Genomic DNA, 23,116 nt, shown 5'->3' with positions numbered 1-23,116 from the left:
GATTTCCGCATCAGTGTCAAACACTTTTTGCATTTATTTTAAAAAATCTTTCTTTAATCTTTTATGCATATATAAGGTATAACTTATTCAAAATTACAAAAAAATATCTGCATTTAGCAGCTAGTGTGAACTAGCTATTTCGAATACATACATAAGCTCTTTCAAATACCGCTGATTATCAAGTGTTACGATCCATATGCTATCGAGTCCCTTTTCCACCCTATTCATCAAATTTCCAAGTCAACATACACTAGCCGGATGCATGTGAACCCTATAATCTTCCAACAATAACTAATAATGACTAATTAGAAATCTCGATACAAACGCCCTTCATCTCCTCGTTAATCATTATGTACGTTTCATTTTGTTTCTCTGTATTGCGATTCTTTGCAATAAAAAGTTAATCCAGCTCTGGCCATCTTATTCTTTTTTTGTTACTCTTCATAACTCAACTATGGTGGCTCTATTGGTCCCCTCGCGACGATAGATTGTGAACCCCGTCAGGCCCGGAAGGGAGCAGCGGTAACGATTGATTCGGGCGCCGAGGTGTGGCTCTTAGAGCCGCCACCCAATTTGTGAAAACCTGTATGAGCTATCTGGCACTTGCCCGTAAATGGCGACCACGCACATTTTCCCAACTGGTTGGCCAGGAACATATCAATAAAGCATTGATAAACGCACTAAATCAACAGCGCTTACATCATGCCTATCTCTTTACTGGTACCCGCGGTGTGGGTAAAACCAGCATTGCCCGTATATTAGCAAAAGCACTAAACTGTGAAATTGGAATCAGCTCTGAGCCATGTCTTCAGTGTGATGCCTGTACCGCAATTGAACAAGGGCGCTTTATTGACTTGATCGAAATTGATGGGGCATCCAAAACACGGGTTGAAGATACCCGAGATGTGCTTGACAATGTTCAGTATGCGCCAGCCAATGGCCGCTTTAAAATTTATCTGATCGATGAAGTGCACATGCTATCCCAACATAGTTTTAATGCTCTTCTAAAGACCTTGGAAGAACCACCGTCCCATGTAAAATTTATTCTGGCAACTACCGACCCGCAAAAATTACCGGTTACAGTCTTATCCCGTTGTTTACAGTTTAATCTGAAACATTTGCCAGCAGAGCTGATTAGCACACATTTGCAACTCATTCTGAAAGATGAACAATTACATTATGAAATTCAGGCATTGGATATACTTGCCCAAGCAGCTCATGGCAGCATGCGTGATGCCTTAAGCCTTCTTGATCAAGCGATAACAAGCTGTGATAAGCAATTGCTAGCCAGTGATGTAAAAATGATTCTGGGATATACACAGCAGGATTATGCGTTAAAACTATTATACAGCCTGGCGGAACGCAATGGCGCTACAATGCTCGATTTGAGTCAACAGATTGGAGTAGAAGGCAGTCACTTCCAATACGTTATAGATGAATTACTTAACTATCTTCACCAGATTGCGGTGTATCAAAGTATAGGTGATAACAACCCTTTGATTAAGCCCGTTGACGAGATCAAAATACTTGCACAACAATTCTCAGCAGAAGACATCCAGTTATTTTACCAAATAGCTCTCAAAGGTCGTGAAGAAATACATCTGGCCCCCACATTAGCTATCGGCTTTAACATGTCCCTATTAAGGATGTTAACCTTTAGACCAGCACCAAATGCTGCTCGTCCTCCTTTAGCCGTGCAACAAATCAGCTCCATGCCTCAACAAACAGAAGTCCCGGTGTCAACACAACACACAAAGCCCGTGGAACCTCCGAAAGAAGAAAAATTACCAATTGTTGCAAATATACCAAATCCTGTGATGCACACTTCCGAGATAGCGATTCCTGAAGAAGTGAAAAGTACTCCATCAAAATCTCAGCAACAAGTTGTTCCTATTGAAGCCCAAAATTGGGCAGACATTATTCCTCAGCTCCAATTGATGGGTTTTGCACTCAATGCAATTGAAAACTCTGAATTTATAAATAAAGAGGGCCGTGATGTTACCCTAAGAGTTGCCAGAGGACATGAATCATTATTCACGCCGACTACGATGAACCGAATAGAAACAGCGTTAGCAGAATATTACCAAAGTCCAATTAAAATAATCCTGAATACGACAACAGATGCTGTACAAGCAACACCAGCACAGCAAAAAGAACGAGCAACCCAGCAAAAACAGCAAAATGCAGAAGTGGCTTTGCACAATGACCCAGTATTTCAGCAGCTCCAACAAGATTTTTCAGCTGAATTGGTCAAAAATTCTATTGTCCCACTAAAAGATGACTTATAATAGTGTAACTAACCCTAAATAAACGAGGCATGCATGGATATTAATCAAAATCTTGGTAATCTGATGAAAGAAGCGCAAAAAATGCAACAACGTATGCAAGAAGCGCAACAACAACTAAGTCAATTAGTAGTGAGTGGTGAATCAGGTGGTGGCATGGTTGTTATTAAAATGAATGGTCGCCATGATGTAACAGAAGTAAAGATCAAGCCAACGCTGATGGATGAAGATATTGAAATGCTAGAAGATTTAGTTGCTGCAGCAGTAAATGATGCTGTTCGCAAAATTGAAAAAGCGTCTAAAGAAAAAATCAGTCAATTAACTGCAGGTCTTAATATACCAACTGATTTAATGGGCGGTGATAAAGGCGGTAAAGAGGAATAAGCCTAAATATGGATACTCTAACTCGCTTGGTAGAAGCACTCCGCTGCCTGCCAGGAGTAGGTCCCAAATCAGCACAGCGTATGGTATTTCACCTGTTGCAAAATCAAAGACAGCGAGGATTACACCTCGCTGGCTGTTTAGAACGAGCAATGACTCATATCAGCCATTGTCAACGGTGTAACAATTATACTGAACAAAATCTCTGTGCTCTATGTCAAAATCCCAGTAGAGATCAAACCTTACTCTGCGTTGTAGAAAGTCCCGCAGATGTTTCTGCCATAGAACAAAGTAATGCCTTTCAAGGTACCTATTTTGTTTTAATGGGTAAAATATCACCTCTGGATGGATTAGGACCTGATGACATAGGCCTACCCAAACTAAAAAATATGATCATTGAAGATGGAATTAAAGAAGTCATTATTGCTTTAAGCCCTAGTGTTGAAGGACAGACAACAGTACATTTTATTCACCAGCTGTTGCACGATCAACCAATAAATATCAGCCAATTAGCACATGGGCTCCCTTCTGGAGGAGAGTTAGAATTTTTAGATGGCAATACTATAGGCAGCGCCCTTCGAAACAGAGCAACAATTAATGTTTAAAATCATTCCTAACAAACTACACTTATATAGCCTTTTTTTCCTATTGTTTCTTCTTCTTGGACAAAATGCTCACGCGTCGTTTCATAAAAGCCTATGGCCTCAATGGGAAGTAAATAATCCTCTATCAAAGGAAATAATATCACACCAAGCTTGGCAAAATTTCCTGGATAAGCACATCATTACCAATGAAGAACAAATTAACCTGATTGATTATAAAAATCTCAGTCCGCAGGACATAAATTTATTAAAAGAATATATAAAAACAATGTCGCAAATTGACATTAATAATTACCCTCGACGTGAACAGTTAGCTTATTGGATTAACCTTTATAATGCACTGACGGTACAAACCGTTGCGAATTATTATCCAATTTCAAATATTCAGGAAATTAATATATCACCAGGTTTATTTAGTGTGGGACCCTGGGGAGCGAATCTAATTACCGTTAAAAATACTGCCTTAACTCTGGATGATATCAATAATCGCATTATCCGACCGATTTGGAATGATCAACGCACCCATTATGCACTGAATAATGCCACAATAGGCGCTCCCAACTTAAGCAAAAAAGCATATCTGGGCACACGACTTGAAGAACAACTCAATGAAGCAGCAATAACCTACGTTAATTCGCTTAGAGGTGTTCAGGTAATTGAAGGCCGGTTGGTTATTTCTAAATTATATGATTGGTATGAAGAAGATTATGGGGGTACGAAACAAGATGTAATTAATCATTTGGTACAATTCGCCCACGAACCCTTATTAAGTCAATTAAAACACATTAATACTATAGACAGTTATGTATACAACTGGCACCTCAACTCTCCAGCAACCCGTGCGTCATGAGACGGACAGCACTTCCCTACTTTACCCATTTCGCACTGTTTAATCTGTGCTTCCTGGGTTTGCAAATCCTGATGGTTTATTCACAAGCAGAAAGCCTTGTCAGCTCAATACAACTACCGATAAAAATTTATATTGAATTGATTGGAACGATATTCACCCATATGTCACTTTATTTAATTTTGTCATTGATTCAAACAGGGTTATTGATCGGAATTTTAAAACGAGAAAGGTATTATTTTTCTGTAGAGCAATGGCAACTCATCATTTGGGCTGTTTTTGCATGCTTTATTCTTAGTGCAAATGCCTATTTTTTTCCATTGAGTGTATTCAGCAAATTATTCTCACCACCAATTTCAGAGTTTTATATAATGATTATTTACTACTTGTCATTATGTTGTCTGATTTTATTGCTCCTGAATTGTTTATGCTACCGAATTAATTTACTTTTCTTTAGCCTTCTCATTTCGGTTAGTATTTATATTGGTATATCTTATTTTAAGGCTGCGCCAAATCCAGAAAGCACCTTATCGCCGAATGTTATTATCCTGGGCATTGACTCATTGAGTCCTGAAACTGTAAAGAAAAACAACATGCCCTTTCTTTATCATCTATTAAAAGACAGTGTCGGATTTACCAATGCCATTAGCCCCCTGGCAAGAACCTATCCCGCATGGTGCACGATTCTCACCGGCTTATACTCCAAACACCACCATGCAGATGAGAATTTAGTCGCGAAAACATCGGTAAACAATAAAGCCAGTATTCTTTGGGAATTAAATAAACTCGGTTATAACACAATATATGCAACGGATGATCGTCGATTTAATAATCTGGACACCGATTTTGGCTTTAAAAAAATTATAGGCCCACCAACAGGCGTTAATGATATTATTTTGGGCTCATTTAATGACTTTCCATTAGGCAATTTATTAATTAACTCAAGCATCAGTTCTTGGTTATTCCCATATAACTACTCGAACAGAGCCAGCTTTTTTTCTTATTACCCGAATACTTTTAGTACAAAACTGGAGAATGAACTAGAGCTCCAGCACCGGAATAAACCGATATTTCTGGCTGTTCATTTCGCCTTACCTCATTGGCCATATGCCTGGGCAAAATCATCTCCCGAAGAGGTCAATAATGAATTTAGTCTTAACAAACGAAATTCTCTGTACCAAGCTGCGATTAAACGAGTTGATCGACAATTTCAATCGTTTTATAGCTATTTACAAAAAAACCATTATTTTGATAACAGCCTGGTAATCATCTTAAGTGATCACGGAGAAGCTCTTTATTATCCCAATTCAAGATTAACCAATTATCAAAATTATCAGAGTTCTTTAAACAGCCATCTGGCAGAATATTTTAAAAATAAAACAGCAACCGACTTAGATAAAAGTGCTGGCCATGGTTCGGATATTCTGAGCCCCAAACAATATCATAGTGTATTAGGCTTCATGATTTATAAAAAGGGACGTTTAATTACAGGGGCCGATAAAATTGCAACTAGGGTGGCTTTAATCGATCTGGCCCCCACTATTTTATCGTTCCTGGATATCCGTAATCACCAAAGCATGGATGGCATCTCGTTACTACAAACAGTGCTCAATCCCAAACACAGATTACCACAACGTACATTTTTTATTGAAAGCGGAATGTACCCCAACCAGGATTTTTCTAAGGAAAAAATCATTGAGCTCGGACAAAAACTATACAATGTGAATCCCTGTACTGGAGAGTTGGAACTAAAACCCGACGCCCAGCAAGAAGTAAACAAGGATAAGCTATATGGCGTAATCAGAGGTGACTGGATACTAGCACTATATCCCGATGACTTATCTTATATTCCGGTTATCCAGAATCTCAAAACAGGCAAATGGATAGATAATTTGGATAGTGATTTCGCCAAAACCACACCCGCAGCAGACTTAGCCAAAGAACTAAAACAGTTTTATGGCAATAAACTTGCTTTCCCGATACCTTAACGGTAATTAAATAGCACTTTATCTGAATAGCGATATTCAACACATACGATTAATTCGACTTGGACCACTTTACGCATCCCCATGGCTTGGACTCGGACCTCACAAAAAAAGCTGCTTGTATTGCCAAATTTCGTAAACTATCAGAAGTAGGCAAATATATTGATCATAGATACAACGGTAATTCGTATGTTAGGAACTAGCTAAAGCCTAGATTAAGTGCTTCTCTTAATTTTTATCCTCAATAAACTCAAATAATTTTTCCACAGAATCGCTAATACCCACAGTGCCACATCCATAAATTGCAATGATTCGGAATACAGCCTCGCGATTGCGACTCCTGGCGTTTAAGTATTGCTTTCCTAAATCATATACATAAGGCTCAGTAGTTACATGTCGTTTTTTCAACTCGCCGCGCAATGCCTCCATAACACATTGCAATGCATGAAACACTCGTTCAACAGCATCTTGTTCCGATTTATTTAGCAAGGGAAGCCAATCCAAAGTTTTCCCCTGAGCAATGCTAAACAATGTATAGAGAAGATACTTGCTGTCTTTATTGGTAAAATAGCCATACAAATCAAGGCATTCGGTAGTAGTCAACTGACGATATAAAATAAGCATTTCTTCATGAAACATGGAATAAATTTCTTCTGCAAAAGAGGCTTCCTTTACTAATCGTTGTTGCAAAACCATCACCGCGTCGATCAAGCGATTAGGATTAAACCAATATTTATAGGCACGTCCTAAATCATGTAAGCGTTCAATGGTAACTTGCTCCTCGTTCTCTGGAGTAAACTTCACTTTTAAGTGCTTCACTGCCAATTGAATAATTTCTCGGTATTCTTCATTCACCTCTATCATTATTCCTTGTGGCAAATCATCACCATGAAATAAAAAATCAATGCCAGATTTTATCTCTTGTTGATGTGCAACCTGGTAAAGTTGTTGTTGCAATAATTCAATAAATTCATGCAACAACCCAAGTCGCATACGAACTGATACTAATTTCTCTGGATGAATCAATTCATTAAATAATTTGTCTGGATACAACTTATAAAAAAAGACTGCGTTCACCAGATTAACCACTGCAGGATCGGAAAAAAAATCAAGTGCCAGCTTTAATTCGCTCGGGCACCAATTACGAAACAAAAGAGAACACTCTTCATCCTTAGTTTTTCGCTGATTCCAATAAATGACCAAATCAGACAGCCACGGATGAAGATTAGCCTGATTAAATAATTGTTTTAATTCATAGTCATAAGCACTACTCCCTGCAGACTCCGAATTGGATAATCTATTTGAGGACATGCAGGTACATTGATGATAAAGAGATGCAATCTCGATAATTAATCTGGACTCCTCTTCCCAATCAGCTATTTTAGCCAGTTGCTGCTTTAATTCAGCAATCACATGGTATTGCTCAATCCAATGATAGGAATGAACTTTATGGCAAACATCATCCAGAACAAAATGATTATTCACATCAATTAATTTTAAATAATCCAAATATTTTTGCGCAAGAGAAGAACATAAAATGCCAATTTCTTTTTGGCAAGAATCCTTATCGTTATTTACATCCAGATAAGTATGCAGTCGACTTTCCAAATGCTTCAATTCATATTTTAGCAGTGCCTTGGCTCGATAATTATCCGTAGGAAACCAATGTGATAAGCTGGGTGTATTTTGGGTCATTCCATTTCTCCTCAAGCACCATTCTGAAGCTCGAACTTTAACAATAGCACCGAAATCTAAAATTTGTAACTTCGGTAAGAAAAAGCTATTTTTTGACGCAACTTATTTTATCAAAGTAGCAAATACATGAATTAAAATGAACTATCCTTATTAAATAGACAAAATCAATTGCAAGACGGAGATAATCTTGCCAAAATTAACACACTATTTTCAACCTTCAGGGGCAAATTGATGTTACACCCTCACTATTTGCTAATTATAGACGTAACACCAGTAAGTAATGATCTGAAGGATTATTTTGCAAAATTCAACTTGGAAATTGTACAACAACATTTACTCCACCCCATTCACCTCGAAAAGGGCATGCCCACTGCAATTTTAATTCATTGGTCCATATTAAAAAATGAACCCGAAACCATAAATCAATTTTATAATAATTTCCCTGTCCCTCTGATTATTATCTTTGATACTCCTGATGAAGAATCAAGCATTGCCATGTTAGAAGCGGGTGCAGATGATTTTATGACCAAACCGATTTATCCCCGAGAACTTCATGCTCGAATTGGCGCCATTGCTCGCCGAGTAATTCGCGCACAGCAAAAAATTGCCCATGGAAAAGATGTGCTCATGTTTACAAATTGGCGTATTTACCCGGCATCCCGACAGGTTTTCGGCGAGAATAATTTGGAATTGGCACTAAGTGCCGGTGAATACGATTTGCTGCTTACCTTTGTTCTACAACCACAACGAGTTCTCGATCGAGAATTTCTACTGCAAATAACCAAAAACACCGATCTCACTCCATTTGATAGAAGAATTGATGTACAAATAAGCCGCTTACGCCAAAAAATTGAGATCGATGCAAAAAAACCAGCCTTGATCAAAACCATTCGTAATGGTGGCTATATGTTCACTCCCCGAGTAGTCACACTGAAAGAAAGTGATGTTGATTAAAAAAAATGCATTTGTGGTATACTTTCCATCATTTCACTATGAGCTGCAATTTTACTATGCCCCAAATTATTGAAATTGAGATGGATGATTCTAATTTTACATTCAGCAACGATACTGATTTAGTCACTCATGGAATAAGCACCTGTATCGCCTTTATAATTTATGCATCATTTTTTGACGAAGATGATGAACTGATCCAGGCACGAGGTTTATTTCATTGGTCCGGATTTTCCTTGGAACAAGAAAACCCAGAACAAGAAACCTACGAGGTATTCAACAATTTTTTAGCAGAATTCAGAGAGGCTTTCGACTTAGCCCCTACACTTAAAATTCAAATCAGCAGCTTGATGTTTATTGGTGGAGAAAAAGCAGAATGGGAAGGCAAAGAACTTATTCTTTCAGGCACAGAACATGAAGTATCTCATTTAATAAAGGCAGTAAAGATGTTTGATTTTAGTACCGTTAATTTTGAGATTAATCCTGCCAATATCAATCATTATCATTTTCTAACCTCAGGGGATGAAATACTCTCCATAAAGGTCAAAAAGGATCAGTGCATCTACACAAAAGAGGATGAAAGCAAGGACGATTGTGATTATGACAACCCCAACCTTTCGCTGTCTTAATTAACTACGCACATTAGATCGAATCATTGTTACATTGTCATAAAAATAAAAGCCTGACTTTACACAATATTACGCCTAAACTTAAATTGATATCCCAGATTTATGCAGATGCTCCTCAATAAAGCATGACTATTAATTAAAATAAGTGGGGTAATTTATGTTGAAACAAATACTATTGATTGCCGGTGTTCTTTTTGCTGGCGTATTGTTACTGATGTATGTGTTTCAACGTCATTTGATTTATTTCCCTGATCGCCATGTTCCTGATTTAAAAAAATTTCGGGCGCAAGATATGAAAGTAGTCACCTTACAAACCAAAGATAACATCACATTAAATTCCTGGTATATGCCTGCTCAGGCCAACAAACCAACGGTACTGTATTTACATGGTAATGCAGGCCACATTGGTTATCGTATGCCCTTAGCTCGAGAATTCATAAAATCAGGACTTGGTGTGTTTCTGCTGGAATATCGTGGCTATGGTGGTAATAAAGGCAGCCCAACAGAAAAGGGATTTTATGAAGACAGTGAAACAGCGCTGAATTATTTAGTACAACAAGGAATAAAACCCTCTGCAATTGCTGTATTGGGTGAATCCATTGGAACAGGAGTTGCTACAAAATTAGCAAGCGAACACCAGTTCTGTGCACTTATCCTACAATCGCCATTTACCTCTCTAACCAGTGTGGCACAGTATCATTATCCTTGGCTCATTCTAAAGCCTTGGGATCAATTCAATTCACTGACTCGGATTAAAAATATTAATTCACCACTACTTATACTGCATGGCACAAAAGATCGAATAGTGCCTTACACTGAGGGTTTAGCTCTTTTCGAAGAAGCAAACAAACCGAAGAAAATGAGTACGCTAGAACATTATGATCATAATAATTTATGGGACAGTAAAGGATTTTCCAATGAAATCATTCATTTTATTAAAACACATTGTTCCTGACGCAGATAGTTATTCACAATAGAGCAACTTATCCTGTGATGGAAATAATCTCTTCGCGCCAGGCATTCCTACCGTCATCATAGATTCGAATGTTACATTGGTTGGAGATATTTTGATGATTCCAAATTCCCCAACTTCGGCTCAATAATGTATCATAGACACCCAAGACAAAAATCTGCATCAAATAGTTAACCAACGATGAAATCTTCTCCAACACCTGGTATTCGGGTCCATTCGCAAACCGCACCATGATAACTTAAAGCCGCAATATCGGGCTGTGCTGGCCCTCTAGCTGTAATCACGAAAACACATGCCTTGGATTCAAAAGAAGTCTCTTTCTTCACTGCAGTAAGCGTGTACGCAATATCAAAATCAGCATCAGCTGGAAAACCAAAACCATAAATAAACGCAGCATCCGAAGACAGGGTTGCGGTTCTCAACGTGTTACATGATGAATCAGTAAAAACTCCTTGCTGATTTATTGGTTGCAGCGTTAAACTCCACTGCCCATCAGTAGATGTCACATTATGCCAAGTGTGAATGCCAGGGCAAAGTGGGAATGCATTGACTTGGCCGACAACAATGGATAATAACAAAACAATTAATTTTCTCATGATACTCTTCCTTAATAAAATCGGCTTCCATTCTTTCAGAATGCCTCCTAAAAATCCACAATAAGAGATAAGATAAACTCCTCAGGCTATCACATTTCTCAGTGTATTCTGAAAATAATTAATTATTTCGTTTCTTAGCTACTTTGATCATTTTCACTCCTTTAATCGTATTATCACTGACTCTCAATATTTCAATACGATAATTTTCAATCGTCAAACAAGATTCTGCCGGGGGTATATAACCAAGAAACTCAATAATTAGGCCACTTAATGTTCTTGGTCCGATAGAAGGCAAATTCCAACCCATCATCCGATTTAAGTGCCTTAGCGTCAGGCTTGCATCCACAATAACAGAGCCATCCTCCTGAGGCAGTATATCGCGACTTAAATCCGCAATATCGGTGGTAAATTCACCGACAATTTCTTCAAGAATATCTTCCATGGTAACCAAACCTAAAATATCTCCATATTCATCAACAACAAAACAGCTCCTTCTTTTCATTTTTCTAAAATTTAAAATTTGGATATTAAGGGGAGTCGCTTCTGGAATAAAATAAGGAGCATCGGCTGTATTTAATAAACTGTTAATGTTCAGTTTATTTTCCAAAGCAAGGTTTAATACATTTCTCGCGTGTATCATCCCGACCAAATTGTCTATAGATCCACGATAAATGGGTAAGCGTGTGTGTTGAGCGGTTTCTAGTTGCTCAAGTAATTGCAACCAGGGTTGCTCCAAATCGATGCCAACAATCTCTGCTTTCGGCACCATAATGTCTTCAACTGTCGCCTGCTCCAGATCCAATAAACTGATCAACATGCTTTTATGTTCCACTGGCAATAGCCCTCCTGCTTCATGCACTACGGAACGTAATTCTTCACCAGTTAAAGCCTCTTTTTGGATACGGTTAATTGAAATACCAAAAAGGCGCAAAATTCCATTTGAAAAAAAACTGATAATCTTGACTAAAGGGGCAAAGACCCATTGTAAAACAGATAAAGGAAATGACGAGGCGAAGGCTACTTGTTGCGGGTATATTGCCGCTAATGTTTTCGGTGTCATTTCAGAAAGAACCAAAATAATCAGGGTTAAAAGTATTGTAGCAATAGCAACCCCTAAATCATCGTAATAACGTTGGCCAATTAAAGTAGCAATAGTCGATGCCACGATGTTAGCCAAAGTATTACCAATTAATACGACACTCAATAAACGATCTGGTCTGGCGAGCATTCGATTGACCCTGATAGCCTGTACATTGTTCTTCTTAACCAAATATCTCAATTTATATCGGTTAATTGACATAATGCCTATTTCAGCCGCAGAAAAAAATGCTGATAAAAGAATCAATGAAAGCAACATAATTAATAAGGAAGTAATATGAAATTGCACTTGTTTTCCTTAAGCTAGGGCCGTACTAAAATAATTCTCGAGATGAATTAAATTAAACATAAAAGTCCTTTGCCTGGCACTATGAAAAATTAAGGTGTACGAAAGACCACAGCCCAGAAGAATAAAATGGTGAACATAATTCGTCATTACGATGCCTGACACTAAAATCCAGTGCAATTTTACACAGAAAATACGCCCTGGATTGTTGCGTTATGCGTATAACAATAAGATTGTCCCTTGCTTTCGACCAAGGAACAACAAATCAATCGACAAACTGCTTCTTTAGTAATTATTTTGAGGGTTGATTAAATCGTTCGATGCTTGACATAATTTCCTCACGAGCAGCCTCCGGGCCTACCCAGCCATCTATTTTCACCCATTTACCTTCTTCCAAGTCTTTATAATGATTGAAAAAATGCTCTAGTGATAATAATAAATGCTGAGGTAAATCTTTATAGGTCTCAATAGATTGATACATTTTGCTGAGTTTTGTAGTTGGGACCGCCAGTAATTTAGCATCGACACCTGATTCATCAGTCATTTTCAGCATACCAACTACCCGGCAAGGAATAACCGCACCGCTGATTAAAGGTACCGGAGTGACCACTAAAACATCAACCGGATCACCGTCTTCGGAAAGAGTATTTGGAATATAACCATAATTAGTAGGATAGAACATAGCTGTAGCCATAAATCTGTCGACAAATAAAGCACCAGTTTCTTTATCGACTTCATATTTTACTGGCTCACCGTGCATAGGAATTTCAATTATTACATTAATTTCATTTGGCACATCTCTGCCACTTTTGATCTCCATTAAACTCATTTATGCACCCTTATACTAATAAAAAGCGTTATTATGCGAAAAATCCTGCCAAAAGGCAAAGACAAGCTGTCGCAATCTCATGAAGGAACTGTATAATAACCATTTGAACCTATCTAATCAGACTACTTATGACTTGCTTGTTTTGTAAAATTGCACAGGGAGAGCTACCCGCCACTGTTGTTTTTGAAGACAATAATATAATGGCTTTTAGGGACATAAGACCACAAGCACCGGCACATTTATTGATTATACCCAAGCGTCATATTGCGACTATCAATGACGTGGTTGATGATGATGCTCAACTTCTAGGGGCCATGATCTTAAGAGCCAGAAAATTGGCTGAAAGTGAAGGCATCAGTGAAATTGGTTACCGATTAGTTTTTAACATTAATTCTGGTGGCGGGCAGGAGGTTTACCACATTCATTTACATTTACTGGGCGGACGTCAAATGACTTGGCCGCCAGGTTAGGAATACTAGCTATGGAACAACTATACTCAAAACTATTAAAGGAACTTGGCGAAGACATAACACGTGAAGGGTTGGTAGACACTCCAACTCGTGCCGCCAATGCGATGCGTTATTTAACCAAAGGCTATACTGAAAGTATCGACGACATCATTAATGATGCCTTATTTGATTCAGATATGAGTGAAATGGTTATCGTCAAGGAAATAGAGCTCTACTCTTTATGTGAACATCATTTGTTACCGTTTATTGGTAAATGTCATGTAGGATATTTGCCTAATGGGAAAGTAATTGGTCTATCAAAAATTGCTCGAATTGTTGATTTTTTCGCACGAAGATTACAAATACAAGAGCGATTAACCGGTGAAATTGCTCACTGCATCGAATCCATCACAGGTGCACGCGGGGTAGCGGTCATTATTGAATCGAAACATTTATGTATGATGATGCGTGGTGTTGAAAAGCAAAACTCGATAATGACTACGTCTGTAATGCTGGGAGAAATGCGCTCAAACTCAAACAGCCGAATGGAATTTTTGAATCTGGTTCGTTAACTATTCCATCAATGTTGCATTGTCCATTTATTCTTCATCTCTTAAAGAAGAAAGCCCATTAAAAAATTCATCCTAATGGGCTTTAGTTTCATTGCTCAATACATTTAAATTATCTCGTCCCACAAGTTGATTGCAGGACGATAAACAATGATTACTCTTCTTCTGAACCGTCGTTTACATCGGCAACGACTTCTTGCGGCTCAGCAACAACAGGAGCTGCGGTTTCAGCTTTCACTTCAGCTTGTGGTCTGTCTTTCCATTCTAATTTCACACGACCTTGTTTATCCACACCAGCAACAAAAACTTCGATATCCTGGCCTTCTTTAAGAACATCTTCAACTTTTTGTGCTCTGTCATTACAAATTTGAGAAATATGCAACAAACCATCTTTTCCTGGCAGTAAATTAATGAACGCACCGAAATCAACGATTTTACTTACCTTACCTTGGTAAGTTTGGCCCACTTCAACTTCGGCAATTAGTGCTTTAATTTGACGTTGCGCTTCTTCCAAAGCATCCATATCAGGAGAAAAGAGCTGAACCACGCCAGTGTCATCGATATCAATGGAAACACCTGTACTTTCAATCAATCCTTTAATCGTAGCACCACCTTTACCAATAATAGTTCTGATTTTATCTTCAGCAACTTTCATCGTAGTAATTCGTGGTGCATGCTGGGACAATTCTACTCTATGCTCAGACAGTGCATTGTTCATAACCCCCAGAATATGAGTACGTCCTGCAAGTGCTTGTTCCAACGCTTGCTCCATAATCTCACTGGTGATACCTGTAATTTTGATGTCCATCTGTAACGCAGTGATACCATTTTCGGTTCCTGCTACTTTAAAGTCCATATCACCTAAATGATCTTCATCACCTAAAATATCAGTCAATACAGCAAAACGATCGCCTTCTTTAATCAAGCCCATTGCAACACCTGCAACAGGTGCTTTTAAAGGCACACCAGCATCCATCAGCGCCAGACTGGTACCACAAACAGTAGCCATAGAGCTTGAACCATTAGATTCAGTGATTTCAGATACGATACGCAGAACATATGGGAACTCTGCGGCTTCAGGTAACACTGCCATGAGAGCACGCTTCGCCAAACGACCATGACCAATTTCACGTCGCTTAGGACTACCCACTTGACCTGTTTCTCCGACAGAGTAAGGAGGGAAATTATAATGAAGCATAAATCTGTCTCTACTTTCACCATTTATTCCATCAAGTATTTGTGCGTCGCGATCATTTCCCAGCGTTGCAACCACAATCGCTTGGGTTTCTCCACGAGTAAATAAACAAGAACCATGAGTTCTATCAAGAAATTTAGTACGTATCGCAATAGGTCGAACCGTTTTATGATCGCGACCATCAATACGAGGTTCACCATCAAGGATACGGTTACGTACTGTTGTACGTTCCAACTCACCAAACATATCTGCAATAGCATCAGCAGATAATTCTTCATTACTGGCCAATAATGCTGCGATGGTTTGCTCTTTTAGTTCACCTAGCCGCTGATAACGTTGTTGCTTGTCTCTTAAAAGATAAGCAGCCTCAACTTCATTCTTGGCGACTTCTGCGACTCGCTCTTGTAAGGCAACGTCGATTTCAGCAGGTTTCCAATCCCATCGAGCCTTTCCTCCTTCTGTAGCTAATTCCTCAATTGCTTTAATAACGTTTTTCATCATTTCATGGCCAAACATAATGGCGCCACGCATGATGTCTTCGCTTAATTCTTTGGCTTCTGATTCAACCATCAAAATCGCATCTTTGGTTCCTGCTACAACTAAATCCAATTGAGATTGTTCAAGATCTTTTCTGCTTGGATTCAATAAATAGATGCCATCCTTATAACCTACGCGAGCAGCACCAATTGGTCCATTAAATGGCACACCAGAGATGGCCAACGCTGCAGAAGCACCAATCATGGCAAGAATGTCAGATGACACTTCAGGATTTAGAGAGAGTACTGTTGCAATAATTTGTACTTCATTTCTGAAATTATCAGGGAATAGCGGTCTAATCGGTCTGTCAATCAATCTTGAAATCAATGTTTCATTATCACTTGGTCTGCCTTCTCGCTTTTGGAAGCCACCAGGTATTTTACCCACAGCATAAAATTTCTCCTGGTAGTTGACAGTAAGAGGGAAAAAGTTGTTATTTTCACCACCGTCTTTTTTTCCAACAACAGTTACCAAAACTTGCGTACCATTCATACTTGCTAAAACAGCACCATCAGCTTGTCGTGCAACCTCACCCGTTTCCAAAATTAAGGTGTGTTCGCCAAATGCTATTTCTTTTATCAATTTAGCCACGTAATGTTCCCCATTAAGTAAAATTAACGAAAAAAAAGGCGCAGAAAACTGCGCCTTTTTTTAAATGATTGTATCAATTTGACGTGTCTCAAACGAGACAATAACCTCATCAATCAATAAGAATCTCTCAATCCCAGACTTTGAATTAATGTTTGGTAACGAGACAGATCATTTCGTTTCAAATATTTTAAAAGCTTACGGCGCTTATTAACTAATTCCTGCAGCCCGCGTCTGGAATGAAAATCTTTTTTATTTCCTTTAAAATGGTCAGTCAAATATTTGATTCTGCCAGTAATTAAAGAAACTTGAACCTCAGGTGAACCTGTATCTTTATCGGCACGTTTATATTGATTAACAATTTCTGCTTTTTCCGCGCTATTTAGCGACATTATACACTCCTGGAACTACTAAGTATTCATTTAAAGGCGGACATTCTATCAAGGCATGTCAAACGAAACAAGTGTTAGAAATTAATTTGTGCAAAAAATTTCATATTTATTCACCAATCAACTGAATAATTTAATCATTCAAGTCATGATGGGAATGAAAGTAATCGCTTCGCTTTTAAATCACCGTTGATTTGCTGTTCACCCAATCCAATAAATTGTGCACGTTCATCATAGAGACGAACACAATCTGCCACATCAACATCCATCTTATTAACCAGAACTTTACCTTGACGAATTTGAAGAACTTCATCCTCAGTTAAAGTTACGGAATTTAAATAATCAACAGCCTTATCCATCGGAATCAGACAATTGAGCCTTTCTGTCAAAGTCATGGCTTGCAAATCGTCTAGGGAGCGCATCACCATGTTTTGAAATCCTGAGGTGTAAAGTCGATGCAAACGAGTTACATGAGCACCCACTTGTAAACTATCACCTATGTCTTCAACCAGATTACGAATATACGTTCCTTTACTGCAATGAACAGTCAGTGAAAACCGGGTTCCATCAAATTCATTCAGCTGTAATTGGTTGATAATAATATCACGTGCTGTACGTTCAACTTCAATCCCTGCTCTTGCCAGCCGGTATAAAGGGGTGCCATTATGTTTTAATGCAGAAAACATGGAAGGAACTTGTTTAATAGCTCCCTTATACTGCAACAAAGTATCTTCTAACTGTCGCTTTGATACCTCAAACTCATCAACTTGAATCGTAATTTCGCCCATTGAATCAGACGTATTTGTTTTGATACCAAGCAAACCGGTTGTTTCATAACATTTATCTGCATCGAGTAAATACTGGCAAATTTTGGTGGCTTCACCGAAACAGACAGGCAACATGCCTGTTGCAAGTGGATCAAGGCTTCCCGTATGCCCAGCCTTTTTTGCACCAAAGATACGTTTAACCTTCTGCAGCGCACTATTAGATGTAATCCCTTCGGGCTTATTTAATAATAAAATTCCATTTATTGGCGTTTGTTCTTCAGCTATTTTCATCGTCATCAGAATAAGGAACATTGGCTTCATCAATTAAACGGCTAAGACGCTCACCATATTCTATTGATTCATCATAGATAAAATGTAACTGTGGAACCGTTCTTAAAGTAATGCTGCGAGCCAATGCACTTCGTAGATAACTTGCTGCAGCATTTAAAATACTGGTAGCCAATTCTTTATCTACATCAAATATAGTGAAATATACTTTAGCATGTCCTAAATCAGCGGCTACTTTAACAGCTGAAATGGTTACAAAACCGGTCAAGCGTGGATCTCTGACTTCAGTAGGAATTATCTGAGCCAGCTTGCGCTGGATCATCTCAGCAATCCGGTCTGTTCGTTTAAAATTATTACTCATATTTATAGATCACGCTTAATTTCAACTGTTTCATACACTTCAATTAGATCACCAGGCTTAACATCATTATAATTTTTCACTCCGATACCGCACTCAAAACCTTGACGCACTTCTAAAACATCGTCTTTAAAGCGTCTTAAAGATTCAAGTGTTCCTTCGTAAATAACAACGTTAGAACGCAATACACGGATAGGGTTATTACGTTTGATTGAGCCCTCTGTAACCATACAACCTGCAATTGCACCAATTTTAGGTGATTTAAAGACATCTCGAACTTCTGCAATACCAATAATTTCTTCTTTAAACTTAGGTGCCAACATACCGGTTAAAGCACCTTTAATTTGATCTACGATATCGTAAATCACACTATAATAATGTAATGATATTGACTCTTGCTCTGCGAGTTTTTTCGCTCCAGCATCAGCTCGGACGTTAAATCCAATTAAGATACCATTAGATGCGATTGCTAAATGAACATCTGACTCAGTGATTCCACCAACACCGTTAGAAATCACTTCAACTTTAACCTCATCATTAGATAGTTTGATTAAAGCATCTGAAATTGCTTCAAGAGAACCTTGAACATCAGCTTTTAATACAATATTTAATACTTTCGACTCAGTAGCTGTCATATTTTCCATAATACCTTCTATCGAAGATTTTTGGCGTCGTGCTAACTTAACATCACGGAATTTACCTTGGCGAAACAGGGCAACTTCTCTTGCCTTTTTCTCATCAGGAACAACTACAGCTTCATCCCCTGCATGCGGGATCGCTGATAATCCTAAAACCTCAACAGGAATAGATGGACCAGCGCTTTCAACCATATCACCATTATCGCCGACTAATGCACGAACACGTCCATACTGGAAACCGGCTAACAGGATGTCACCTTTACGCAGTGTTCCGCTTTGTACAAGGACGGTTGCTACAGGGCCACGACCTTTGTCAAGGCGTGATTCAATGACGACTCCTTTAGCAGCACCATCTGTTAGTGCGGTAAGTTCAAGGACTTCGGATTGCAACAGTATCGCATCAAGTAAATCATCTATGCCTAAACCGGATTTGGCTGAAATATTAACAAACATAGTATCGCCACCCCATGCCTCAGGGATAACTTCGTAAACGGACAATTCATTCATAACCTTTTCAGGATCTGCATCTGGCTTATCCATTTTGTTAATAGCCACGATAATAGGTACTTTTGCTGCCTTCGCATGCTGAATAGCTTCAACAGTCTGAGGCTTCGCGCCATCATCCGCCGCCACGATAAGAATTACGATATCAGTAGCCTGAGCGCCTCGAGCCCTCATTGCAGTAAATGCCGCATGTCCTGGAGTATCTAAAAAGGTAATGTCACCTTTGGGCGTGCTTACGTGGTACGCACCAATGTGCTGAGTAATACCGCCAGCTTCTCCAGCCGCAACTTTAGTACGGCGAATGTAATCGAGTAGAGATGTTTTACCGTGGTCAACGTGCCCCATGATAGTTACAACAGGAGCCCGTGATTCGGTATTAATACCTTTGGATATTGCCTCACCCAAACCAACTTCAATAGCATCTTCTTTAATAATTGAAGCTTTATGCCCCATTTCTTCAACAACGATAACCGCCGTTTCCTGATCTATAACCTGGTTAATAGTCGCCATAGCACCTAAAGTCATCATTACTTTAATTACTTCAGCTACTTTAACAGACATCCGTTTTGCAAGTTCAGCAACGGTAATGGTTTCAGGGATCAAGACTTCTCTGACAATAGGAGCAGTAGGTAATGCAAATCCATGCGTTAATGACTCTTCAGCTTCTCTGTATTTTTCTGACTTCTCAGAGCCCTTACGTTTTTTAAATTTATTCCGTCCACCACGTCTATGAGCATCTTGTTCGTCATCTTCGCGATCAAAAGTCTGATATTTAGGTTTTTTCTTTGCTTTTTTAAATTCAGCAGACTCTGACTCTGTACTTGCTGGTTCAGCATGCTTCTTTTTAACCGACTTATCTACTTTAGCTTCTTCCTTTTTGGTCGCAACTGGAGCAACCTCTGAATCACTGGGTTCTGCCTCAGCTGCAACCGGTTCCACAGGCTCAACAATAGCAACGGGTTCTTCTGTATTTTCATTTGGCAGTGCATCTGCATCTGATGCTGTTTCAATCGTTTTATTCTCTAGAGATTCAGCAGCATTTTCATTGTCTGTAACTTCTGGATTATCCTGAATAGCAATTTGTTGCAGCTCGTCTATATTACTTTCATCTGCTGCATCAATAGTCTCTTCAACTTCCGGTTGCTCGATAATAGAACTGCGCTTCACAAAAGTTTTCTTCTTGCGAACCTCAATATTAACCGTTTTCCCACTGTGAGCATCATGGCCAACAGTAACTTGCGTTAAACTTTTACGTCGTAAGGTTATTCTTTCAGGTGCAGCACTGGTATCTCGCGTAGAACTACCCTTTAAATGATTGAGTAAGATTCGCTTTTGATCTTCATTCACAGTTTGTTGATCATCGTTAAAAGATAACCCTGCTTCCTGTAACTGGTTCAATAAGCGTTCAACCGGGATACCAACGACTTGAGCTAATTGTTTAACCGTCACATCCGCCATATTTTAATCCCCTTTCAGCAGTTCTAATATAACTGCAAATATTCTAATACTACTTTCACCACATTGGTGTATAAATTTTCAAAAAAAGTTTCTATTGAAACCAAGGTTCTCTGGCTTTCATAATTAATTCGCCAGCTTTCTCTTCCGTTACGCCTTCTATATCTAATAGTTCATCTACAGATTGTTCAGCAAGCTCTTCCATAGAAGTAATGCCTTTACTTGCTAATTTGATTGCTAATTCTTCAGTCATACCATCCATGTTTAAAAGAGTATCATCGGGAGAACCAGATAAGCCTTTACCTGACGTAAGCGCCATGGTTAGAAGTGTATCATTTGCTCTATTGCGCAGTTCCTCTACAATTTCATCATCAAACTCTTCAATAGCTAATAACTCATCCTTAGGAACATAAGCAACTTCTTCTAATGATGAAAAACCATGAGCCACTAATAATGCAGCAATTTCCTCATCAATTTCCAATGCTGTAGTAAACAATTTTACAATTTTTCCTGATTCTTCCTGATTTTTATTTTCAAATTCATCCATGGTCATTACATTCAAGGTCCAACCAGTTAATTGGCTGGCTAATCGAACATTCTGTCCATTTCGACCAATTGCCTGTGACAACTGCTCTTTTTCTACAGCCAAATCCATAGTATGACTGTCTTCATCAACCACTATGGATGATATATCAGCTGGTGCCATGGCATTGATCACAAGCTGAGCAGGATTATCATCCCATAAAATAATATCAACTCGTTCGCCACCCAACTCACTGGAAACAGCCTGTACTCGCGCACCGCGCATTCCAACACATGCACCAATTGGATCAATACGACCATCATTAGTTTTAACGGCAATCTTCGCTCTATTTCCAGGATCACGAGCAGCAGCTCTAACATCAATAATGTTTTCGCCAATCTCAGGAACTTCTATCCTGAATAATTCAACTAGCATTTCGTTACGAGTACGACTCACAAATAACTGTGGCCCACGTGCTTGTGGGGTAATTTCATATAAATAAGCACGAACTCTGTCATTGGGGCGAAACATTTCATGTGGCAACATTTCGCTGCGAGGTAAAAAAGCTTCAGCTTTTCCACCCAGATCTATAATAATATTATCACGTGTTACTTTTTTTACGGTTCCATACACCAACTGACCTAGCTTATTACGGAATTGATCAATAACCAGCTCACGCTCAGCTTCTCTGACTTTTTGCATGATAACCTGTCGAGCAGTCTGGGCTTCAATACGGCCAAATTCAATAGAGGGCATAGGCTCTTCGATACGCGTACCTACAACAGCCTCAGGATTTCTTTCACGAGCTTGTTCCAGCGTCAATTGATGTTCTGGAAACTCTAATTCATCATCACTCACAACATCCCAATAACGGAATGTTTCGTATTCACCGGTTCTTGGATCCATCTTGATGCGTACACCAATATCTAATCCGAAGATTTTCCGAGTAGCTGACTCCAATGCGGCCTGAATGGCAAGTATAATAACTTCTTTACTAACGCCTCTTTCGTTTGATAACGCTTCAGCAACTAATAACAATTCTTTGCTCATTGTACGCCTCTCTAGACTGTCAAATATGCTTTTACAATATTTGAAAAAAGTAGTTCATGATGTTCATTATTAATATCGAGTACCACTGTATTGTCGGTTGCCGATATAATAGTTCCTGATATCTTGCGTTTCCCGTTTACAGGCTTAAATGTTTTTACTTGTACTATCTGGCCTATATAACGCTGATATTGCCAGCCATAAAACAAGGGTCTGGGGATGCCTGGTGATGATATTTCCAGACTATAATTTCCTGGAATGGGGTCTTCTACATCGAGCAGAGCGCTTATTTGTCCACTGACTGCCTGACAATCTTCTATCCCAATTCCATCCGATTTATCTATGTAAATTCGTAACAATGAATGTTTGCCCTGGAAGAGGTATTCACAGCCCCAAAGTTCATATCCCATATTATTAACAGTTGGTGATAGTAATTCTACCAGTTCGTCTTGCATCATAGTATTTTACAAACAAAAAAAGGGCGTACACGCCCAAGTCTGTTAGATGACTTAGAGTAGCACAGTACCCTATTAAACATAATAAAAAACCCCAATAATGGGGTTCTAATAAATTGGTAGCGGGGGCAGGATTTGAACCTACGACCTTCGGGTTATGAGCCCGACGAGCTACCATGCTGCTCCACCCCGCGTCA

Annotated in this window: 21 protein-coding genes, 1 tRNA gene and 1 other RNA gene; 11 read left to right on the top strand and 12 right to left on the bottom strand. The window is 38.9% G+C overall.

Translation table 11 applies throughout. The features are described 5' to 3' along the window. Nucleotides 1-464 precede the first annotated feature (464 nt). From ffs to Q0495_RS14230, 6 genes are all read left to right on the top strand, one after another. An RNA gene (gene ffs, locus Q0495_RS14255) (signal recognition particle sRNA small type) lies at nucleotides 465-561 on the top strand. A 26-nt stretch (nucleotides 562-587) separates the two neighbouring features. Next, complete coding sequence (gene dnaX, locus Q0495_RS14250; RefSeq protein WP_298627482.1) at nucleotides 588-2,288, top strand: DNA polymerase III subunit gamma/tau; 1,701 nt, start codon at nucleotides 588-590, stop codon at nucleotides 2,286-2,288. Nucleotides 2,289-2,321: 33 nt separating this feature from the next. After that, on the top strand, nucleotides 2,322-2,669 hold the full coding sequence (locus Q0495_RS14245; RefSeq protein ID WP_298627480.1) for a YbaB/EbfC family nucleoid-associated protein: 348 nt from the start codon (nucleotides 2,322-2,324) through the stop codon (nucleotides 2,667-2,669). Nucleotides 2,670-2,677: 8 nt separating this feature from the next. Then, a complete protein-coding gene (gene recR, locus Q0495_RS14240; protein WP_298627478.1) occupies nucleotides 2,678-3,271 on the top strand; it encodes a recombination mediator RecR in 594 nt (197 codons plus the stop codon). Continuing rightward, complete coding sequence (locus tag Q0495_RS14235; RefSeq protein ID WP_298627477.1) at nucleotides 3,264-4,118, top strand: DUF547 domain-containing protein; 855 nt, start codon at nucleotides 3,264-3,266, stop codon at nucleotides 4,116-4,118. Before recR ends, Q0495_RS14235 begins: the two co-directional genes overlap by 8 nt. Further along, nucleotides 4,115-6,103, top strand: a complete 1,989-nt coding sequence (locus Q0495_RS14230; protein WP_298627476.1) for a sulfatase-like hydrolase/transferase — start codon at nucleotides 4,115-4,117, stop codon at nucleotides 6,101-6,103. The genes Q0495_RS14235 and Q0495_RS14230 overlap by 4 nt, the downstream gene beginning before the upstream one ends. A gap of 225 nt (nucleotides 6,104-6,328) precedes the next feature. On the opposite strand, the gene Q0495_RS14225 is transcribed toward Q0495_RS14230, so the two are convergent. Further along, entirely contained in the window at nucleotides 6,329-7,795 is a 1,467-nt protein-coding gene (locus tag Q0495_RS14225) for a hypothetical protein (protein ID WP_298627474.1), read from the bottom strand. A 231-nt stretch (nucleotides 7,796-8,026) separates the two neighbouring features. Here Q0495_RS14225 and Q0495_RS14220 point away from each other — a divergent pair, with 231 nt between their 5' ends. The 3 genes from Q0495_RS14220 (at nucleotide 8,027) to Q0495_RS14210 (ending at nucleotide 10,330) form a co-directional block, all read left to right on the top strand. Beyond that, nucleotides 8,027-8,749 carry a winged helix-turn-helix domain-containing protein gene (locus Q0495_RS14220; protein WP_298627473.1) on the top strand — a complete coding sequence of 241 codons (723 nt, stop codon included), beginning with the start codon at nucleotides 8,027-8,029 and terminating at the stop codon, nucleotides 8,747-8,749. Between the two features lie 56 nt (nucleotides 8,750-8,805). Beyond that, entirely contained in the window at nucleotides 8,806-9,375 is a 570-nt protein-coding gene (locus tag Q0495_RS14215; protein ID WP_298627472.1) for a hypothetical protein, read from the top strand. A gap of 157 nt (nucleotides 9,376-9,532) precedes the next feature. After that, nucleotides 9,533-10,330, top strand: a complete 798-nt coding sequence (locus tag Q0495_RS14210; RefSeq protein ID WP_298627470.1) for an alpha/beta fold hydrolase — start codon at nucleotides 9,533-9,535, stop codon at nucleotides 10,328-10,330. A gap of 188 nt (nucleotides 10,331-10,518) precedes the next feature. Here the strand turns inward: Q0495_RS14210 and Q0495_RS14205 are convergent, their stop codons facing one another. The 3 genes from Q0495_RS14205 to ppa all read right to left on the bottom strand — a co-directional run bounded on the left by Q0495_RS14205 (nucleotide 10,519) and on the right by ppa (nucleotide 13,157). Next, nucleotides 10,519-10,944, bottom strand: coding sequence for a hypothetical protein (locus Q0495_RS14205; protein ID WP_298627468.1), 426 nt, complete (start codon nucleotides 10,942-10,944; stop codon nucleotides 10,519-10,521). 118 nt (nucleotides 10,945-11,062) lie between these two features. Continuing rightward, entirely contained in the window at nucleotides 11,063-12,331 is a 1,269-nt protein-coding gene (locus Q0495_RS14200) for an HlyC/CorC family transporter (protein ID WP_298627466.1), read from the bottom strand. A 289-nt stretch (nucleotides 12,332-12,620) separates the two neighbouring features. Further along, nucleotides 12,621-13,157 (bottom strand): inorganic diphosphatase, encoded by a 537-nt coding sequence (gene ppa, locus Q0495_RS14195; protein ID WP_298627464.1) that lies wholly within the window; start codon nucleotides 13,155-13,157, stop codon nucleotides 12,621-12,623. 128 nt (nucleotides 13,158-13,285) lie between these two features. On the opposite strand from ppa, the gene Q0495_RS14190 reads away from it, so the two are divergent. Further along, nucleotides 13,286-13,627: a histidine triad nucleotide-binding protein gene (locus Q0495_RS14190; protein ID WP_298627463.1), complete on the top strand. Its 342-nt coding sequence runs from the start codon at nucleotides 13,286-13,288 to the stop codon at nucleotides 13,625-13,627. Nucleotides 13,628-13,638: 11 nt separating this feature from the next. Next, the gene (folE, locus tag Q0495_RS14185; protein ID WP_298627461.1) at nucleotides 13,639-14,178 is read left to right on the top strand and encodes a GTP cyclohydrolase I FolE; all 540 of its coding nucleotides are present in this window, start codon (nucleotides 13,639-13,641) and stop codon (nucleotides 14,176-14,178) included. Nucleotides 14,179-14,329: 151 nt separating this feature from the next. On the opposite strand, the gene pnp is transcribed toward folE, so the two are convergent. The 8 genes from pnp to Q0495_RS14145 all read right to left on the bottom strand — a co-directional run bounded on the left by pnp (nucleotide 14,330) and on the right by Q0495_RS14145 (nucleotide 23,113). Then, nucleotides 14,330-16,498 (bottom strand): polyribonucleotide nucleotidyltransferase, encoded by a 2,169-nt coding sequence (pnp, locus tag Q0495_RS14180; RefSeq protein ID WP_298627459.1) that lies wholly within the window; start codon nucleotides 16,496-16,498, stop codon nucleotides 14,330-14,332. 113 nt (nucleotides 16,499-16,611) lie between these two features. After that, entirely contained in the window at nucleotides 16,612-16,887 is a 276-nt protein-coding gene (gene rpsO, locus Q0495_RS14175) for a 30S ribosomal protein S15 (protein WP_298627457.1), read from the bottom strand. 143 nt (nucleotides 16,888-17,030) lie between these two features. Then, nucleotides 17,031-17,942 carry a tRNA pseudouridine(55) synthase TruB gene (gene truB / locus Q0495_RS14170; protein ID WP_298627484.1) on the bottom strand — a complete coding sequence of 304 codons (912 nt, stop codon included), beginning with the start codon at nucleotides 17,940-17,942 and terminating at the stop codon, nucleotides 17,031-17,033. Then, nucleotides 17,929-18,300 (bottom strand): 30S ribosome-binding factor RbfA, encoded by a 372-nt coding sequence (rbfA, locus tag Q0495_RS14165; protein WP_298627455.1) that lies wholly within the window; start codon nucleotides 18,298-18,300, stop codon nucleotides 17,929-17,931. The genes truB and rbfA overlap by 14 nt, the downstream gene beginning before the upstream one ends. 2 nt (nucleotides 18,301-18,302) lie before the next feature. Continuing rightward, nucleotides 18,303-20,897 (bottom strand): translation initiation factor IF-2, encoded by a 2,595-nt coding sequence (gene infB, locus Q0495_RS14160; protein WP_298627453.1) that lies wholly within the window; start codon nucleotides 20,895-20,897, stop codon nucleotides 18,303-18,305. A gap of 91 nt (nucleotides 20,898-20,988) precedes the next feature. Continuing rightward, nucleotides 20,989-22,467 carry a transcription termination factor NusA gene (gene nusA, locus Q0495_RS14155; protein WP_298627451.1) on the bottom strand — a complete coding sequence of 493 codons (1,479 nt, stop codon included), beginning with the start codon at nucleotides 22,465-22,467 and terminating at the stop codon, nucleotides 20,989-20,991. Between the two features lie 11 nt (nucleotides 22,468-22,478). Next, a complete protein-coding gene (gene rimP, locus Q0495_RS14150) occupies nucleotides 22,479-22,922 on the bottom strand; it encodes a ribosome maturation factor RimP (RefSeq protein ID WP_298627449.1) in 444 nt (147 codons plus the stop codon). A 114-nt stretch (nucleotides 22,923-23,036) separates the two neighbouring features. Beyond that, nucleotides 23,037-23,113 (bottom strand) — tRNA-Met (locus tag Q0495_RS14145). Nucleotides 23,114-23,116 lie beyond the last annotated feature (3 nt).

The sequence above is a fragment of the uncultured Legionella sp. genome, from assembly GCF_937871865.1.
In the GTDB taxonomy this organism is placed as follows: Bacteria; Pseudomonadota; Gammaproteobacteria; order Legionellales; family Legionellaceae; genus Legionella.
Note: the sequence above shows the minus strand (reverse complement) of the source record. Positions and strands in the feature narration are given on the sequence as shown.